This window comes from Pseudomonas sp. FP2254, from assembly GCF_030687695.1.
GTDB classification, from domain to species: domain Bacteria; phylum Pseudomonadota; class Gammaproteobacteria; order Pseudomonadales; family Pseudomonadaceae; genus Aquipseudomonas; species Aquipseudomonas quebecensis.
In genome coordinates this window covers 1,924,822-1,942,748 of the sequence record NZ_CP117444.1, presented here as the reverse complement: position 1 = coordinate 1,942,748, position 17,927 = coordinate 1,924,822, and the positions used below count along the sequence as shown (strand labels likewise).

General features: G+C 59.0%; 14 protein-coding genes. 1 reads left to right on the top strand and 13 read right to left on the bottom strand.

Annotation, left to right across the window (positions count from 1 at the left end; genetic code table 11):
* Nucleotides 1–57: 57 nt before the first annotated feature.
* From PSH94_RS09025 to sdhC, 11 genes are all read right to left on the bottom strand, one after another.
* Nucleotides 58–798 carry a DUF599 domain-containing protein gene (locus PSH94_RS09025; RefSeq protein WP_181079968.1) on the bottom strand — a complete coding sequence of 247 codons (741 nt, stop codon included), beginning with the start codon at nt 796–798 and terminating at the stop codon, nt 58–60.
* Nucleotides 799–968: 170 nt separating this feature from the next.
* Nucleotides 969–2,282: a branched-chain amino acid transport system II carrier protein gene (gene brnQ, locus PSH94_RS09020; protein ID WP_181079969.1), complete on the bottom strand. Its 1,314-nt coding sequence runs from the start codon at nt 2,280–2,282 to the stop codon at nt 969–971.
* A gap of 350 nt (nt 2,283–2,632) precedes the next feature.
* A complete protein-coding gene (gene sucD / locus PSH94_RS09015) occupies nt 2,633–3,514 on the bottom strand; it encodes a succinate--CoA ligase subunit alpha (RefSeq protein WP_003172813.1) in 882 nt (293 codons plus the stop codon).
* Entirely contained in the window at nt 3,514–4,680 is a 1,167-nt protein-coding gene (sucC, locus tag PSH94_RS09010; protein WP_060754516.1) for an ADP-forming succinate--CoA ligase subunit beta, read from the bottom strand. Before sucC ends, sucD begins: the two co-directional genes overlap by 1 nt.
* 204 nt (nt 4,681–4,884) lie before the next feature.
* Nucleotides 4,885–6,321 carry a dihydrolipoyl dehydrogenase gene (gene lpdA / locus PSH94_RS09005; RefSeq protein WP_181079970.1) on the bottom strand — a complete coding sequence of 479 codons (1,437 nt, stop codon included), beginning with the start codon at nt 6,319–6,321 and terminating at the stop codon, nt 4,885–4,887.
* A 103-nt stretch (nt 6,322–6,424) separates the two neighbouring features.
* A complete protein-coding gene (gene odhB, locus PSH94_RS09000; RefSeq protein WP_181079971.1) occupies nt 6,425–7,648 on the bottom strand; it encodes a 2-oxoglutarate dehydrogenase complex dihydrolipoyllysine-residue succinyltransferase in 1,224 nt (407 codons plus the stop codon).
* Nucleotides 7,649–7,692: 44 nt separating this feature from the next.
* Nucleotides 7,693–10,524, bottom strand: a complete 2,832-nt coding sequence (locus tag PSH94_RS08995) for a 2-oxoglutarate dehydrogenase E1 component (RefSeq protein WP_181079972.1) — start codon at nt 10,522–10,524, stop codon at nt 7,693–7,695.
* A 262-nt stretch (nt 10,525–10,786) separates the two neighbouring features.
* Complete coding sequence (locus tag PSH94_RS08990) at nt 10,787–11,491, bottom strand: succinate dehydrogenase iron-sulfur subunit (protein WP_034096664.1); 705 nt, start codon at nt 11,489–11,491, stop codon at nt 10,787–10,789.
* Nucleotides 11,492–11,502: 11 nt separating this feature from the next.
* On the bottom strand, nt 11,503–13,275 hold the full coding sequence (sdhA, locus tag PSH94_RS08985; protein WP_181079973.1) for a succinate dehydrogenase flavoprotein subunit: 1,773 nt from the start codon (nt 13,273–13,275) through the stop codon (nt 11,503–11,505).
* A gap of 3 nt (nt 13,276–13,278) precedes the next feature.
* Nucleotides 13,279–13,647: a succinate dehydrogenase, hydrophobic membrane anchor protein gene (gene sdhD, locus PSH94_RS08980; protein WP_003233245.1), complete on the bottom strand. Its 369-nt coding sequence runs from the start codon at nt 13,645–13,647 to the stop codon at nt 13,279–13,281.
* Nucleotides 13,641–14,018 (bottom strand): succinate dehydrogenase, cytochrome b556 subunit, encoded by a 378-nt coding sequence (gene sdhC / locus PSH94_RS08975; protein WP_181079974.1) that lies wholly within the window; start codon nt 14,016–14,018, stop codon nt 13,641–13,643. Before sdhC ends, sdhD begins: the two co-directional genes overlap by 7 nt.
* 364 nt (nt 14,019–14,382) lie before the next feature.
* Between sdhC and gltA the strand changes: the two genes are divergently transcribed.
* The gene (gene gltA / locus PSH94_RS08970) at nt 14,383–15,672 is read left to right on the top strand and encodes a citrate synthase (protein ID WP_034137560.1); all 1,290 of its coding nucleotides are present in this window, start codon (nt 14,383–14,385) and stop codon (nt 15,670–15,672) included.
* A 179-nt stretch (nt 15,673–15,851) separates the two neighbouring features.
* Here gltA and PSH94_RS08965 read toward each other — a convergent pair whose 3' ends face one another.
* Together PSH94_RS08965 and PSH94_RS08960 are read right to left on the bottom strand one after the other, a co-directional pair.
* Nucleotides 15,852–17,510, bottom strand: coding sequence for a cation acetate symporter (locus PSH94_RS08965; protein ID WP_181079975.1), 1,659 nt, complete (start codon nt 17,508–17,510; stop codon nt 15,852–15,854).
* Nucleotides 17,507–17,818 (bottom strand): DUF485 domain-containing protein, encoded by a 312-nt coding sequence (locus PSH94_RS08960; RefSeq protein ID WP_181079976.1) that lies wholly within the window; start codon nt 17,816–17,818, stop codon nt 17,507–17,509. Before PSH94_RS08960 ends, PSH94_RS08965 begins: the two co-directional genes overlap by 4 nt.
* Nucleotides 17,819–17,927: the final 109 nt, after the last annotated feature.

Here is a 17,927-nt window from a genome sequence, read left to right as displayed (position 1 = left end):
GCCCGCTCATATAGCGGGCTTTACTTTGCCTGGTATTTAACGCCAGTGGTTACAGCGTTAAGACACCGCGTCCTTCACCGGCTCCGTTAACGGCGTGTCGGTTGGCGTATAAACCATCACCTCCAGCACGTCGGAATGAAATTCGCGGCGATACAGCACGAACACCACGCCGGCACTCATCAACATGAACAACCAGGGGCTGACAAACCAGGCAAGCATGGTCATGCCGAAGTAATAAGAACGCAGTCCGAAGTTGAATTGATTGGCGGCCATTGAGATGACACGCGCCGCGCGCAAAGCAAACGCCTTGCGTTCCTGCTCAGACACATGCCGCTCGCCGATCATCGGCGCCGACCCTACCAGCACCGCCGCGAAGTTGTATTGGCGCATGCACCAGCTGAACGTGAAGAACGCGTAGACAAACACCAGCGCCAGGCACAGCAACTTGATTTCCGACATGCCCTGGGAGGCCTGCTGCACCATGGGAATATCCGCCAGCAATGACACTGCGCGCTCGGAAGCGCCAAGCACGGTCAGAATACCGGCGAGAATAATCAGGGTGCTGGAGGCGAAGAAGGAGGCATTGCGCTCCAGGTTGCCGATCACGCTGGCGTCGGCGATACGGTTGTCACGCAGCAACATGCGACGCATCCAGTCTTCACGGTAAAGATGCAGCACACTGGCCAGACACGCGGTGTCTCGGGCTTTCCAGGTGGCATAACGGGTATAGCCGCCCCAGCACAGGACGAACCAGAGGGCGGCAAGCAGGTGAATCTGATTGGTTTCGACGAACGACATGCGGAGCCTATGACAGGGTGAATGATGGCGTAATGCGCTATGACGGCGGGAGCGGCAAGCCCCTCCCACACTGATCCCTTCCAACTCTAGAGGGTGTAGTTTCATAAAGCATAAAAAATGCCCCGTATCGATTGATACGGGGCATTTCAGTAAACCTCGAACCTGGCGCGTTATGCGATCGCTTCGCTACGCTTGCCGAGCAGACGGTCTACCACTACCGCCACAACGAGAATCATCACCGACGGCACCAGCCAGGCCAGGCCTTGCTCGCTCAACGGCAGGTTCGCCAACTGCGCCGGCAACCAATCCGCCAGGCCCGCGCCCTTGAGCGCATCAATGCAACCGAAGATGAACGACACCAGCATCACCGGGCCGACGATCCGCCCCTGCTCCTGCCAGAAGCCTTTGCAGAAGCTCAGTGCCACCAGCACGATGCACGGCGGGTAGATCGCGGTGAGCACCGGGATTGAGAACGCGATCAGCTTGGTCAGGCCCAGGTTCGATACGAACAGCGAGAACAACGCCAGGATTACCACCAGGGTCTTGTAGGACAAGGGCAGCACGCGGCTGAAGTACTCGGCGCAGGCACAGGTCAGGCCCACCGCCGTCACCAGGCACGCCAGGGAGATCAGCACGGCCAGGAAGCCGCTGCCCAGGGAACCGAAGGTGTGTTGCACATAGGCATGCAGCACTGCCGCACCGTTGCTGGCACCGGCTGCGACGGCATGGCTGCCTGAGCCGAGACGGAACAGGCTGACATATACCAGCGCCAGGCCCACACCGGCAATCAGGCCGGCAATGATCGCGTAGCGAGTGATCAGCTTTGGAGACTCGACACCTCGTGAGCGAATCGCATTGACGATGACGATGCCGAATACCAGCGCACCCAGGGTATCCATGGTCAGGTAACCATTGATAAACCCTTGGGAGAATGGCGCAGCGACATATTCCGGGGTAGCGACACCCACATCGCCGGCCGGCAGGGCGAACGCAGCGATGCCGAGGATAGCCAGCGCGATAATCTTCAGCGGCGCGAGAAAACGCCCCACCGTGTCCAACAGGCGCCCGGGATACAGGGAGACAAAGAACACCACCAGGAAGTACACCGAGCTGTACAGGAACAGCGCCAGCGGGCTTTCGCCGGTCAAGGGCGCCAGGCCCACTTCAAAGGACACGGTCGCGGTACGCGGGGTAGCGAACAGCGGGCCTACCGCCAGGTACGCCGCCGCCGCGAGCAGGCCACCGGCGATCTTGCCGATCGGGCTGCTTAACGCGTCCATACCGCCACCGACCTTTGCCAGGGCAACTACGGTAACCACCGGCAGGCCGACCGCCGTGATCAGAAAGCCCAGCGCCGCCATCCAGACGTGAGGCCCGGACTGCAATCCAACGATAGGCGGGAAGATGATGTTGCCGGCGCCCACGAACAGGGCAAAAGTCATGAAGCCCAACGCCAGGATGTCCTGGCTTTTCAACACTTTCATTTAAGGAAATACCACACTGCTGAATCGGAATTTAGAGAGGGATTCCCTGTGGATGAGGGAAATACCGGCGGCCCTTTTGGGGACCGACCGTTCCAGCGCGCAGCGTCCTTTTGGGATGCGGGCGCATAAAGAGGCGGTCAGGGTACAGAATTAGGCTGACAAACGCACTGTTGCGGGGCGTACTGTCCGATAAGCGACATCTTGATGTCGCGTTTTCATACTTAATTTGGCAATACGACCACCTGTGGGAGGGGGCAAGTCCCCTCCCACATTGGATCGTGTACATCCAAGACGCACAAAGGCCACCCGAAGGTGGCCTTTGTGGGTGGAGCGTCAGTTAAGCGCGGAGCTTACTTGACAGCCCAACCGGTCAGCTCGGCCAGGGCCTTGCCGATGTCTGCCAGCGAACGCACGGTTTTAACGCCTGCGTCCTGCAGCGCAGCGAATTTCTCGTCTGCAGTGCCTTTGCCGCCAGAGATGATTGCGCCCGCATGGCCCATGCGCTTGCCCGCAGGGGCAGTCACACCAGCGATGTAGGAAACAACCGGCTTGGTCACGTGTGCCTTGATGTAGGCAGCCGCTTCTTCTTCAGCCGAACCGCCGATCTCACCGATCATTACGATCGCTTCGGTCTTCGGGTCTTCCTGGAACAGCTTCAGGATGTCGATGAAGTTGGAGCCTGGGATCGGGTCACCGCCGATGCCGACGCAAGTCGACTGACCGAAACCGGCGTCAGTGGTCTGCTTCACAGCTTCGTAGGTCAGGGTGCCGGAACGGGAAACGATACCGACCTTACCTGGCAAGTGAATGTGACCTGGCATGATGCCGATCTTGCATTCGCCTGGAGTGATCACGCCTGGGCAGTTAGGGCCGATCAGGACCACGCCCAGCTCGTCGCACTTAACTTTAGCGTCCAGCATGTCCAGGGTAGGAATGCCTTCGGTGATGCAAACGATCAGCTTGATGCCGCCGAATGCCGCTTCCAGGATCGAGTCCTTGCAGAAAGGAGCCGGAACGTAGATCACGCTGGCGGTGGCGCCAGTGGCGGCTACAGCGTCTTTCACGGTGTTGAACACAGGCAGGCCCAGGTGCTCGGTGCCGCCTTTGCCCGGTGTTACGCCGCCAACCATCTTGGTGCCGTATTCGATGGCTTGCTGGGTGTGGAAGCTACCTTGCGAACCGGTAATACCCTGGCAGATAACTTTGGTGTCTTTATTGATCAGGACGCTCATTATTTGCCCTCCGCAGCTTTGACAACTTGTTGAGCAGCGTCGGTCAGGCTGGTAGCCGCGATGATGTTCAAACCGCTTTCTGCCAGTACTTTAGCGCCCAGTTCAGCGTTGTTACCTTCAAGGCGAACAACAACCGGGATTTTAACGCCGACTTCTTTCACTGCACCGATGATGCCTTCGGCAATCATGTCGCAACGAACGATGCCGCCGAAGATGTTGACCAGTACTGCGGCGACGTTGGCGTCGGACAGGATGATCTTGAAGGCTTCGGTCACGCGTTCCTTGGTAGCACCACCGCCCACGTCGAGGAAGTTGGCTGGTTTGCCGCCATGCAGGTTGACGATGTCCATGGTACCCATGGCCAGGCCGGCGCCGTTGACCATGCAACCGATGTTGCCTTCCAGCGCTACGTAGTTCAGTTCGAACTTGGCAGCGTGCGCTTCGCGCGGATCGTCTTGCGACGGATCGTGGAAAGTCTTCAGCTTAGGCTGACGGTACATGGCGTTGGCGTCGATGTTGATCTTGGCATCGAGGCAGTGCAGGTCGCCGTCGGCCTTGATCACCAGCGGGTTCACTTCCAGCAGGGCCAGATCGTGATCCTGGAACAGTTTGGCCAGACCTACGAAGATCTTGGCGAACTGGGCAACTTGCTTGCCTTCCAGGCCCAGCTGGAAAGCCAGCTCGCGACCCTGGAATGGCTGAGCGCCAACCAGTGGATCGATGGTGGCTTTCAGAATTTTTTCTGGGGTTTCGTGAGCGATCTTTTCGATGTCCACGCCACCTTCGGTGGACGCCATGAACACGATGCGACGGCTCGAACGGTCAACGACAGCGCCCAGGTACAGCTCTTTAGCGATATCAGTGCACGATTCAACCAGGATCTTGGTGACTGGCTGGCCATTGGCATCAGTCTGGTAAGTCACCAGACGCTTGCCCAGCCACTGCTGTGCGAAGGCCTTGGCGTCTTCTTTGCTGCGAACCAGCTTAACGCCGCCCGCTTTACCGCGACCACCCGCGTGAACCTGGGCTTTGACAACCCACTCGGTACCACCGATTTTGTCGCAAGCTTCTGCTGCTGCTTCCGGGGTGTCTACTGCGTAGCCCTTGGATACTGGCAGGCCGTATTCAGCGAACAGCTGCTTACCCTGATACTCGTGAAGATTCATGCTTTTTACCGTCTTCGTTAGGTACTGCGCATTCGGCGCTGCGCTCATTATGAGTGCCGCGCCACCTGTGACTGCTGCTTGCGCAACCTGCGGGGCTTAAGGCCCGTAAAGCTGCGCAAGGCTGCGTCCAGCGGATATTCCGCGGTGAGTCTTGCGCGCAAGGCTCACGACGGGCAACTCCGCCGTGGTTTCTTATTATCTCGCTTAGCGCTTCTTGCGGTTGGCGATGTGGATGGCGCCGCCATTCACTGCCAACGCTGCTTCGTGCAACGCTTCGGACAGGGTCGGATGGGAGAAGACCATCATGCCCAGGTCCTCGGCACTGGTGCCGAATTCCATACCGATCGCGCCCTGCTGAACCAGTTCTGCTGCGCTTGGGCCAATCACATGCACGCCCAATACGCGATCAGTCTTGGCATCAGCGATGACTTTGACAAAACCACCGGTGTCGTTGGCTGCCATGGCACGGCCAGAAGCGGCAAACGGGAAGGTGCCGACGTTAACTTCAACGCCTTCAGCTTTCAACTGCTGTTCGTTCTTGCCGACCCATGCAATTTCCGGGTGGGTGTAGATAACCGAAGGGATCAGGTCGTAGTTCATCTGGGTCTTGTGGCCCTTGATGCGCTCGACCACCATGATGCCTTCTTCGGAAGCCTTGTGCGCCAGCATCATGCCGCGAACCACGTCACCGATGGCATACACGCCTGGAACAGTGGTAGCGCAGTGATCGTCAACATGGATGAAGCCACGTTCATCGATGTTCACGCCGCTGTCGGCCGCCAGCAGATCTGTGGTCACCGGGCGACGGCCCACTGCAACGATCAGCTTGTCGAAGGTGATGGTTTGTTCGCCATCCTTGTCGGTGTAGGTCACGACCACTTCTTCGCCGTTGACCTTCGAGCCGGTTACGCGAGCGCCCAGCTTGATGTCCAGGCCCTGTTTGGTCAGGGTCTTGAATGCTTCCTTGGAGACTGCGGTATCGGCAGCCAGCAGGAACGTATCCAATGCTTCCAGAACGGTGACTTCAGCACCCAGACGGGACCACACCGAACCCAGCTCCAGACCAATCACGCCGGCGCCGATCACGCCCAGGCGCTTAGGCACGGCTTGGAATTCCAGGGCGCCGGTCGAATCGACGATCACGTTCTGGTCTACCGGGGCAGGTGGAATGTCGATCGGACGGGAACCTGGGGCCAGGATCACGTTTTCGGCTTCGATCACTTCAACCGAACCGTCAGGCTTGGTGATTTCGACTTTCTTGCCGGCCAGCAATTTGCCGTGGCCCTGCAGGGAAGTCACGCCGTTGGCCTTGAACAAGGTGGCAACGCCGGAAGTCAGGCCCTTAACGATATTGGCCTTGCGGCCGACCATCGCAGGGACGTCCATGGTCACGCCGGCGTGGTTGATGCCGTGGATGGCAAAACCGTCCTGCGCTTCGTGGAATTTCCAGGAGCTGTCCAGCAGCGCCTTGGAAGGAATGCAGCCAACGTTCAGGCAAGTACCGCCCAGCGCCAGTTTGCCTTCCTTGTCAGTGTATTTTTCGATGCAAGCAGTCGAGAGGCCCAGTTGTGCGGCCTTGATGGCGGCCACGTAGCCGCCAGGGCCCGCGCCAATCACTACAACGTCAAATTTCTGTGTCATAAAAGGTTCCCTTTTAGCAACAAGCTACAAGCCGCAAGCCACAAGTTTGAAACCCACCCGCTCTCGAGCCTGGGGCTTGTCGCTTGCAGCTTGCCGCTGCTTTTTAGATATCCAGAAGAAGACGAGCCGGATCTTCCAGCAGGTTCTTGATGGTCACCAGGAAAGTCACGGCTTCTTTACCATCGATCAGGCGGTGATCGTAGGACAGTGCCAGGTACATCATCGGGCGAATCACGACTTGACCGTTGACGGCCATCGGACGCTGGATGATGTTGTGCATGCCCAGGATCGCGGCCTGTGGTGGGTTGACGATCGGCGTCGACATCATCGAACCGAAGGTACCACCGTTGGTGATGGTGAAGGTACCACCGGTCATCTCGTCGATGGTCAGCTTGCCGTCACGGGCCTTCTTGCCGAAGGTGGCGATACCGCCTTCGATTTCAGCCAGGCTCATCAGTTCGGCGTTACGCAGGACTGGAACCACCAGGCCACGGTCGCTGGACACGGCAACGCCGATGTCTGCATAGCCATGGTAGACGATGTCGTTGCCGTCGATGGAAGCGTTGACGGCCGGGAAGCGTTTCAACGCTTCGGTGGCCGCTTTCACGAAGAACGACATGAAGCCCAGGCGCACGCCGTTGTGGCTCTTCTCGAACAGGTCCTTGTACTTCGAACGCAGGGCCATGACTTCGGTCATGTCGACTTCGTTGAAGGTGGTCAGCATTGCCATGTTCGACTGGGCTTCAACCAGACGCTTGGCCACGGTGGCCCGTACACGGGTCATCGGTACGCGCTTCTCGGTGCGATCGCCGGCGGCGAACACTGGAGCAGCGGCAGCCGGAGCGGCAGCCTTGGCAGGTGCGGCGGCCGGCGCAGCTTTTTTGGCGGCGATGGCGGCAACCACGTCTTCCTTGGTCACACGACCGCCTTTGCCGGTACCGGCGACGGAAGCGATGTTGATGCCGTTCTCTTCAGCCAGCTTGCGAGCGGCCGGGGCGGCGACAGGATCATCTTCGCCCGCGTCGGCGGCAGCAGCGGCCGGGGCGGCAGCCGGAGCAGCGGACGCTGCTGGAGCGGCAGCAGCAGCGCCGCCCTCTTCGATCGAGCCCAGTACCTGGTTCGACAGAACGGTAGCGCCTTCTTCGGCAACGATTGCACCCAGCACGCCGTCAGCTTCAGCCAACACTTCCAGCACGACTTTGTCGGTCTCGATGTCGACGATCAGGTCGTCACGCTTGACGGCCTCGCCTGGTTTCTTGTGCCAGGTGGCAACGGTGCCATCGGCAACCGATTCCGGGAATGACGGGGCTTTGATTTCGATAGCCATTATCTGTGGGTCCTTAAAATTCGGTTTCAGTCAGCGCGAAGGCGTTAAACAGTGAAAGCATCTTGCAGCAGTTTTTCCTGCTGCTCGGCGTGCATCGAGGCATAACCACACGCAGGTGCGGCAGACGCATCACGGCCGGCGTATTCCAGGCCCAGGGCCTTGTTATGGTTGCCGATGCTGCGACGCAGGTGATGCTGGCTGCTGTACCACGCGCCCTGGTTCATCGGTTCTTCCTGGCACCAGACCACATTCGTGAGGTTGGTGTAAGGCGCGATGACCTCCATCAGGTCGTCTTCCGGGAACGGGTAAAGCTGCTCGATACGCACGATGGCGATGTCTTCGCGGCCTTCGGCACGGCGCTTTTCCAGCAAGTCATAGTAGACCTTGCCGCTGCACAGGATCAGGCGAGTCACCTTGGCCGCGTCCAGCGTGTCGATTTCCGGAATCACGGTCTGGAACGAACCGTCCGCCAGATCTTCCAGGGTCGAGATGGCCAATTTATGACGCAGCAGCGACTTCGGCGTCAGCACAACCAGCGGCTTGCGCAGAGGACGAATCACCTGGCGACGCAGCAAGTGGTAGATCTGGGCCGGGGTGGTCGGTACGCAGACCTGAATGTTGTGCTCGGCGCACAGCTGCAGGTAACGCTCCAGACGCGCCGAGGAGTGCTCAGGGCCCTGACCTTCATAACCGTGTGGCAGCAACATGGTCAGACCGCACAGGCGGCCCCACTTGTGCTCGCCGCTGGTGATGAACTGGTCGATCACCACCTGGGCACCGTTGGCGAAGTCGCCGAACTGGGCTTCCCAGATCACCAGCGCGTTTGGCGTGGTGGTCGAGTAACCGTATTCGAATGCCAGTACGGCTTCCTCGGACAGGAACGAATCGTACAGGTCGAAACGTGGCTGGCCTTCGTACAGGTTCTGCAGCGGCACATAGGTGCTGGCGTCTTTCTGGTTGTGCAATACCGCGTGACGGTGCGAGAACGTACCGCGGCCGATGTCCTGGCCGGTCATGCGGATCGGGTGACCTTCGAATGCCAGGGTCGCGTACGCCATGGTTTCGGCGTAACCCCAGTTGATCGGCAGGCCGCCGGCTTGCATCTTCTGACGGTCTTCGTAGATCTTCGAGACCTGACGCTGAACCACAAAGCCTTCCGGAATTTCCAGCAGCTTGGCGGACAGTTCCTGCAGGGTCTTGAGGTCGAACGAGGTGTCGTGACGCGCGGTCCAGGTGTGACCCAGGTAAGGGCGCCAGTCAACGAACAGCTCTTTGTTCGGCTCTTTGACCAGGCTTTTCACTACGTGCAGACCGTTGTCCAGCGCGTTGCGGTATTCGTCGACTTTCGCCTGAACACGCGCTTCGTCCACCACGCCGGCCTTGGTCAGGCTTTCGGCATACAGCTCACGGGTAGTGCGCTGCTTGGCGATCTGCTGGTACATCAACGGCTGGGTGCCGCTTGGCTCGTCCGCTTCGTTGTGACCGCGACGACGGTAGCAGACCAGGTCGATCACCACGTCACGCTTGAACTGCATGCGGTAGTCGACAGCCAGTTGGGTCACGAACAGCACGGCTTCCGGATCATCGCCATTCACATGGAGGATCGGCGCCTGGATCATCTTGGCAACGTCGGTGGCGTACTCGGTGGAACGCGCGTCCAGCGGGTTGCTGATGGTGAAGCCCACCTGGTTGTTGATGACGATGTGAACGGTACCGCCGGTCTTGAAGCCGCGAGTCTGCGACATCTGGAAGGTTTCCAGAACCACGCCCTGACCGGCGAATGCCGCGTCACCGTGGATGGAAATCGGCAGAACCTTTTCACCGGTGGTGTCGTTACGACGGTCCTGGCGAGCACGCACCGACCCCTCGACCACTGGCGAAACGATTTCCAGGTGGGATGGGTTGAATGCCATGGCCAGGTGAACTTCACCGCCGGTGGTCATCACGTTGGACGAGAAGCCCTGGTGGTATTTAACGTCACCGGAACCCAGCTCGACCTTCTTCTTGCCTTCGAACTCGTCGAACAGCTCACGCGGGTTCTTGCCGAAGGTGTTGACCAACACGTTCAGGCGACCACGGTGGGCCATGCCGATCACGACTTCCTTGGTACCGTAGGAACCGGAACGCTGGATCAGCTCATCAAGCATCGGGATCAGGCTTTCGCCGCCTTCCAGGCCGAAACGCTTGGTGCCCGGGTATTTGGTCCCCAGGTACTTCTCCAGGCCTTCAGCAGCAGTCACGCGCTCGAGCAGGTGGCTGCGAACATCAGCGGACAACGCCGGGCGGCCGCGCACGCCTTCCAGGCGATGCTGGAACCACTGGCGCTGCTCGGAATCGGTGATGTGCGTGAATTCAGCGCCGATGGTGCGGCAATATGTCTGCTGCAACGCTTCGTGAATTTCGCGTAGGCTCGCTTCCTCTTTGCCGATGAACAGGTCGCCGGCACGGAAGGTCGTATCAAGATCGGCATTGGTCAAGCCGTAATGATTGATCGACAGGTCAGCCGGTGCAGGACGCTGCCAGAGCCCCAGCGGGTCAAGCTGGGCCGCCTGGTGGCCACGCATCCGGTAGGCCTGGATCAGTCGCAGTACTTCAACTTGCTTCTTCTCATGCTCACTGCTCACGCTGCCGGCGGAAACCGGCTGGGCGCGGCGCTGGTTCTTTGCCAGCAGCACGAACTGATCGCGAATTGTTGCATGCGATACATCGGTGGCAGCGTTGCCGTCTGAAGACAACGTCTGAAATTTGGTGCGCCATTCTTCTGGCACAGCGTTAGGGTCGTGCAGGTAGAGCTCATAAAGCTCTTCCACATAGGCAGCGTTACCACCTGAAAGATAGCCGCTGTTCCACATGCGCTGCATCACGCTTTCTTGCATGCTTGGTCACCCTCGATTTGGGGACACCACCGGCGAAAACACCGAGTTTGCTTGCAAAAGGCCAAGTGCAGCGACCAAAACAAGCCACTTAGGATCACGCTGATAGTTCGGGTACCAACCCGAATGCCCCTGCTTGTCTCATTTCTTCAAAATAAGAGCTGCGGCTTTGTAAGTCGCTGCTCAAGTTAAAACTACGGCGCCGGTTGAAGCCTGCGCCGCAGCATTTACGGGCACAACGGTCCTGCTTTTACTACAACGTCAGTTACACGCCGCTCTGCAGCAGCATGTTACGGATGTGACCAATGGCCTTAGTCGGGTTCAGGCCCTTGGGACATACGTTGACGCAGTTCATGATCCCGCGGCAGCGGAATACGCTGAACGGGTCATCCAGCGAAGCCAGACGCTCGGACGTCTTGGTGTCACGGCTGTCTGCCAGGAAGCGGTACGCTTGCAGCAGGGCAGCAGGACCCAGGAACTTGTCCGGGTTCCACCAGAAGGACGGGCAGGAGGTCGAGCAGCAGGCGCACAGAATGCACTCGTACAGACCGTCGAGCTTGTCGCGCTCTTCCGGGGACTGCAGACGCTCGATGGCCGGGGCCGGCGTGTCGTTCTGCAGGAACGGCTTAACTTTCTCGTATTGCTTGTAGAAGATGCTCATATCGACAACCAGGTCACGGATAACCGGCAAACCTGGAAGTGGACGAACGATCAGCTTGTTGCCTTTCACCACGGCGGACAGCGGCGTGATGCACGCCAGGCCGTTCTTGCCGTTGATGTTCATGCCGTCGGAGCCGCAGACACCTTCACGGCAGGAGCGACGGTAGGAGAAACCCTCGTCCTGCTCTTTGATCAGGGCCAGCACGTCCAGCACCATCAGGTCTTTACCACCGGTATCGACCTGGAATTCCTGCATGAACGGCGCAGCGTCCTGATCAGGGTTGTAGCGATAAACACTGACTTTCAACATGGCAGCCACCCTTAGTAAGTCCGAATCTTCGGTTCAAAGGTCGGAACCGTTTTCGGCGAGAAGTTCACGGCACGCTTGGCAACGCGCTTTTCACCCGGGAAGTACAGGGTGTGGCACAGCCAGTTCTCGTCGTCGCGGTCTTCGTAGTCTTCACGCGCGTGCGCACCACGGGATTCTTTACGAACCTCGGCGGCAATCGCGGTCGCTTCGGCCACTTCCAGCAGGTTTTGCAGCTCAAGGGCTTCGATACGAGCGGTGTTGAACGCCTGGCTCTTATCGTTGATCTTGACGTTGGCGATGCGCGTACGCAGGTCGGCCAGTTGGGCGATACCCTTCTGCATGTATTCGCCGGTACGGAATACACCGAAGTAGTTCTGCATGCAGCTTTGCAGCTCGCGACGCAGGGTTGCCACGTCTTCGCCATCGGTGCGCTCGTTCAGAGCGGACAGGCGCGCCAGGGCGGCCTCGATGTTGGCGTCGGTGGCGTCGTCGTACTCGATACCGTCGGTCAGCGCCTTCTCGAGGTGCAGGCCTGCCGCACGACCGAATACCACCAGGTCGAGCAACGAGTTACCGCCCAGGCGGTTGGCACCGTGAACCGATACGCATGCCACTTCACCCACTGCGAACAGACCAGGGATGATGGTGTCAACGCCATCGGCGTCCTGAGTGATCGCCTGGCCATGGATGTTGGTCGGCACGCCGCCCATCATATAGTGGCAAGTCGGAACAACCGGAACCGGAGCAACTACCGGGTCAACGTGCGCAAAAGTCTTGGACAGTTCGCAGATGCCTGGCAGACGGCTGTGCAGCACTTCTTCGCCCAGGTGATCGAGCTTGAGCATCACGTGGTCGCCATTCGGACCGCAACCGTTGCCGGCGATGATCTCTTTAACCATCGAACGGGCAACAACGTCACGACCGGCAAGGTCCTTGGCGTTCGGCGCATAGCGCTCCATGAAACGCTCGCCATGCTTGTTGATCAGGTAACCACCTTCACCACGGCAACCTTCGGTCACCAGTACGCCGGCGCCGGCAATACCGGTTGGGTGGAACTGCCACATTTCAATGTCCTGCACCGGCACGCCGGCACGCAGGGCCATGCCTACACCGTCGCCGGTGTTGATCAGGGCGTTGGTGGTGGAAGCATAGATACGGCCCGCACCGCCGGTGGCCAGAACGGTAGCCTTGGCGCGAATGTAGGTGGTTTCGCCGGTTTCGATGCAGATGGCGATCACACCGACGAACTCGCCTTGGGAGTTCTTGACCAGGTCAACCGCGTAGTACTCGTTCAGGAACGTGGTACCGGCTTTCAGGTTGCCCTGATAAAGGGTGTGCAGCAGCGCGTGGCCGGTACGGTCGGACGCGGCGCAGGTACGGGCAGCCTGCCCGCCTTTACCGTAATCCTTCGACTGGCCGCCGAACGGACGCTGGTAGATACGGCCTTGCTCGGTACGGGAAAACGGCAGACCCATGTGGTCCAGCTCGAACACCGCCGCAGGGCCTTCCTGACACATGTACTCGATCGCGTCCTGGTCACCGATGTAGTCGGAACCCTTGACGGTATCGTACATGTGCCAGCGCCAGTCATCGTTCGGGTCGGCGGACGCGATGGCGCAGGTGATGCCACCCTGAGCCGACACGGTGTGAGAGCGCGTCGGGAACACCTTGGTGATCACGGCAGTCTTGTGACCGCCCTGGGCCAGCTGCAGCGCAGCGCGCATGCCGGCACCGCCGCCACCAATAATGATGGCGTCGAAGGAAATAGTTGGAATGTTAGCCATGACTCAGATACCCCAAAGAATCTGCACACCCCAGACGAAGTAAGCGAACATCGCGATGCCGCATACTGCCTGGAAGAGGAAACGTACTGCAGTCGCGGACTTGCCCAGCGCCATTGGCGTGAGGTAGTCGGTCGCGATGGTCCACATGCCGACCCAGGCGTGAGCGCCCAGGGCCACAAGTGCCAGCAGACTGAAGATTCGCATCGCATTGTGGGCAAACAGGCCGTGCCATTGCTCATAGCCGATGCCCGGGTTTGCGACGAGGTATCCGATCAGGAAAATGAAATAAGCCGCGAGAACAACCGCAGACACGCGCTGCGCCATCCAGTCGTAGAGGCCCGAACGCGATAGGTTCGTAACGCTGGTTACCATATCCAAACTCCTGCCAGAACGATCAGCACCACGGAAATGGCGATGATGATTTTCGAGCCCAGGCGGCCGCCTTCCAGCGTCTCACCGATGCCCATGTCCATGATCAAGTGGCGCACACCGGCAACCAGGTGATACAGCAGAGCGGACAGGAGGCCCCATGCTACGAACTTGGCCAGCGGGCTGGTCAAGTATGCCTTCACCTCGGCGTAACCTTCCTCGGAACCCAGGGATTTGCTCAATGCGTAAAGCATGATGCCCAAGCCCAGGAACAGGATGATGCCGGAAACACGGTGCAGGAACGACGTAACGCCGGTGATGGGGAGTTTGATGGTCCTTAGGTCTAGGTTTACAGGTCGTTGGCTATTCTTCACGGCTTTTTTTCACACTGAAGAGCCCCTAACAATCAGGGCAAAGTTGTAGGGGAGTGCACTGGTCAGGTAAGCACCACCCAGGGAGTGCGACCCCCAATGAAAGCAAGCCCAAAAGCCCTTGGCGGTCGGTGGCCGAGTATAGACAGTTAGGTTACTAATGACAACGCGCGCTCCTCACCCTAATAGCGGATTGCGCTGACGGGATAAAAGGCGTAAATGGCAGTTAATTTCGACGAAAAAGTATGGTTAAAGCCTTCTGGAGCAAGACTTTAGGCAAATTGACATCTGAATTTATCTCACTATAGTGGTGCGGGCCCTGCGTGGGGGGTCTGTCTGATGATTTGAAGCATAAATAGGAGGCCACATGGCTGACAAAAAAGCGCAGTTGATCATCGAGGGCGCAGCCCCCGTCGAGCTGCCCATTTTAACCGGCACCGTTGGTCCCGATGTTATCGACGTACGGGGCCTGACGGCCACGGGCCGTTTCACGTTCGACCCAGGCTTCATGTCGACCGCCTCTTGCGAGTCGAAGATCACCTATATCGACGGCGACAATGGCATCCTGCTGCACCGGGGCTACCCGATCGAGCAACTGGCTGAAAAATCGGACTACCTGGAAACCTGCTACCTGCTGCTCAATGGCGAATTGCCAACAGCCGAGCAGAAAGCCCAGTTTGTCAGCACCGTGAAGAACCACACCATGGTTCACGAGCAGTTGAAGACCTTCTTCAACGGCTTCCGTCGCGACGCCCACCCGATGGCCGTCATGTGCGGCGTGGTCGGCGCCCTGTCGGCCTTCTATCACGACTCCCTCGACATCAATAACCCGCAGCATCGCGAAATCTCCGCGATCCGCCTGGTTGCCAAGATGCCGACCCTGGCCGCAATGGTTTACAAGTACTCCATGGGCCAACCCATGATGTACCCGCGCAACGACCTGACGTACGCGGAAAACTTCCTGCACATGATGTTCAACACCCCGTGCGAGATCAAACCGATCAGCCCGGTACTCGCCAAGGCCATGGACCGGATCTTCATCCTCCACGCCGACCACGAGCAGAACGCCTCCACCTCCACCGTGCGTCTGGCCGGCTCTTCGGGTGCCAACCCGTTCGCCTGTATCGCCGCCGGTATCGCCGCGCTCTGGGGCCCTGCCCACGGCGGTGCGAACGAAGCCGTGTTGACCATGCTCGATGAAATCGGCGATGTCTCGAACATCGACACCTTCATCGCCAAGGCCAAGGACAAGAACGATCCGTTCAAGCTGATGGGCTTCGGTCACCGGGTCTACAAGAACCGCGACCCGCGTGCCACCGTGATGAAGCAGACCTGCGACGAAGTGTTGAAGGAACTGGGCATCAAGAACGACCCGCAACTCGAACTGGCCATGCGCCTGGAAGAGATCGCCCTGACCGACCCGTACTTCATCGAACGCTCGCTGTACCCGAACGTCGACTTCTACTCGGGGATCATCCTCAAGGCGATCGGCATTCCAACCAGCATGTTCACCGTGATCTTCGCCCTGGCGCGGACCGTGGGCTGGATCTCCCACTGGAAAGAAATGCTCTCCAGCCCGTACAAGATTGGCCGCCCGCGCCAGCTGTACACCGGCTACGAGTCGCGTGACATCACCAAGCTGGAAGATCGGCACTAAATCCCAGCCAGAAAAAACGGCCTCCTGATGAGGCCGTTTTTTTTGGCTGGAATTTAGTGCGCTGCAAGCTTCCAGCTATAAGCCGCAAGCAAAAAAATACCCCTGTATCTCCACAGGGGTATCTCTCTATACACCACCGCTTCTAACTTACAGCTTGAGGCTTGCCACTTGCGGCTGCATCAATGATTCACTGCCCCACTCGCCCCCAGGCCCGTCTGTGAACGCACAAACTGCGGGAAGTACAGCGCACGCTCTTTCTCTGCCGCCGCCGACTTATCGGTGATGGAGAAGAACCAGATGCCGATGAACGCGATGATCATCGAGAACAGCGCCGGGTACTCGTACGGGAAGATGGCCTTTTCATGATGCAGGATCGAGACCCAGATGGTCGGCCCCAGGACCATCAGGCCCACGGCACTGACCAGGCCCAGCCAACCGCCGATCATGGCGCCACGGGTGGTGAGGTTTTTCCAGTACATGGAAAGCAGCAGCACCGGGAAGTTACAGCTGGCGGCTATGGAGAACGCCAGGCCCACCATGAACGCAATGTTCTGACTTTCGAACAGGATACCCAGGCCGATCGCCAACACACCCAGGGCCACGGTGGTGATCTTCGACACACGAATCTCATCTTTCTCGTTGGCCTTGCCCTTCTTGATCACGCTGGCATACAGGTCGTGAGACACCGCCGATGCACCCGCCAGGGTCAAACCGGCCACCACCGCCAGGATAGTGGCAAATGCCACGGCCGAGATGAAGCCCAGGAAGATACTGCCACCCACCGCGTTGGCCAGGTGCACCGCCGCCATGTTGTTACCGCCCAGCAAGGCGCCTGCAGCATCCTTGAATGCCGGATTGGTGCTGACCAGCAGGATCGCGCCGAAACCGATGATAAAGGTCAGGATATAGAAGTAGCCGATAAAGCCCGTGGCATATAGCACGCTCTTGCGCGCTTCCTTGGCGTCGCTCACCGTGAAGAAGCGCATCAGGATATGCGGCAGGCCGGCGGTGCCGAACATCAGCGCCAGGCCCAGGGAGAATGCGGAGACAGGGTCTTTCACCAGGCCGCCGGGGCTCATGATCGCCTCACCTTTAGGGTGAACCTTGATCGCCTCGGAGAACAGCGTGTTGAAATCGAAGTTGACGTGCTTCATCACCATCAGCGCCATGAACGAGGCACCCGACAGCAACAGCACCGCCTTGATGATCTGCACCCAAGTGGTCGCGAGCATGCCGCCGAACAGCACGTACAGGCACATCAGGATACCCACCAGGATCACCGCCACATGGTAGTCCAGGCCGAACAGCAGCTGGATCAGCTTGCCCGCCCCCACCATCTGTGCGATCAGGTAGAACGCCACCACCACCAGCGAACCACAGGCCGACAGGCTGCGGATCTGGGTCTGGCCCAGGCGGTAGGACGCCACGTCAGCAAAGGTGTATTTGCCCAGGTTACGCAGGCGCTCGGCGATCAGGAACAAAATGATCGGCCAGCCCACCAGGAAGCCGATCGAGTAGATCAGCCCGTCGTAGCCAGACGTGAACACCAGCGCGGAGATCCCCAGGAACGAGGCCGCCGACATGTAGTCACCGGCGATCGCCAGGCCGTTCTGGAAACCGGTGATCTTGCCGCCGGCCGCGTAGTAGTCGGCCGCCGACTTGTTGCGCTTGGAGGCCCAGTAGGTAATGCAAAGAGTTGCACCGACGAAGACCACAAACATCACGATGGCCGAGACGTTCAGCGGTTGCTTGTGCACTTCACCGGTCAATGCGTCGGCCGCCCACAGGGCGGGAGCAAAAAGCGAAGCGCCGAATACTGCCAGTAGACGACGGATCATTGCGCAGCCTCCTTGAGAATCGCATTGTTCAGGTCGTCAAACTCGCCATTGGCCCGACGCACATAGATGGCGGTGAGGACGAAGGCGGAGACGATCAACCCGACACCCAGGGGAATCCCCCAGGTAATCGACGAACCAGGGCTGAGTTTGGCCCCCAGCACTTGAGGCCCGTAGGCGATCAACAGGATGAAACCGGAGTAGAGCCCTAGCATGATGGCCGAGAGAATCCAGGCGAATCGCTCCCTTTTCCTCACCAGCTCCTTGAAGCGGGGGCTGTTTTGAATCGATAGGTAAATGCTGTCGTTCATTGTTTTTATCCTCGCAGCACAGCTTTTTTATTATTGGAACGTAGCCACTGTATGCGGCTCTGGAACAGGTTCCAGACGACCTTAGTAGTAGATCGAGTGTAGCGAGGGA

Bases quoted from the DNA above. Each gene is read 5' to 3' on its own strand.
- lpdA (WP_181079970.1), bottom strand. From the start codon at position 6,321: ATGACACAGAAATTTGACGTTGTAGTGATTGGCGCGGGCCCTGGCGGC.
- brnQ (WP_181079969.1), bottom strand. From the start codon at position 2,282: ATGAAAGTGTTGAAAAGCCAGGACATCCTGGCGTTGGGCTTCATGACT.
- odhB (WP_181079971.1), bottom strand. From the start codon at position 7,648: ATGGCTATCGAAATCAAAGCCCCGTCATTCCCGGAATCGGTTGCCGAT.
- PSH94_RS08960 (WP_181079976.1), bottom strand. From the start codon at position 17,818: ATGAACGACAGCATTTACCTATCGATTCAAAACAGCCCCCGCTTCAAG.
- PSH94_RS09025 (WP_181079968.1), bottom strand. From the start codon at position 798: ATGTCGTTCGTCGAAACCAATCAGATTCACCTGCTTGCCGCCCTCTGG.
- sucC (WP_060754516.1), bottom strand. From the start codon at position 4,680: ATGAATCTTCACGAGTATCAGGGTAAGCAGCTGTTCGCTGAATACGGC.
- sucD (WP_003172813.1), bottom strand. From the start codon at position 3,514: ATGAGCGTCCTGATCAATAAAGACACCAAAGTTATCTGCCAGGGTATT.
- sdhA (WP_181079973.1), bottom strand. From the start codon at position 13,275: ATGGCTAACATTCCAACTATTTCCTTCGACGCCATCATTATTGGTGGC.
- gltA (WP_034137560.1), top strand. From the start codon at position 14,383: ATGGCTGACAAAAAAGCGCAGTTGATCATCGAGGGCGCAGCCCCCGTC.
- sdhD (WP_003233245.1), bottom strand. From the start codon at position 13,647: ATGGTAACCAGCGTTACGAACCTATCGCGTTCGGGCCTCTACGACTGG.
- PSH94_RS08965 (WP_181079975.1), bottom strand. From the start codon at position 17,510: ATGATCCGTCGTCTACTGGCAGTATTCGGCGCTTCGCTTTTTGCTCCC.
- PSH94_RS08990 (WP_034096664.1), bottom strand. From the start codon at position 11,491: ATGTTGAAAGTCAGTGTTTATCGCTACAACCCTGATCAGGACGCTGCG.
- PSH94_RS08995 (WP_181079972.1), bottom strand. From the start codon at position 10,524: ATGCAAGAAAGCGTGATGCAGCGCATGTGGAACAGCGGCTATCTTTCA.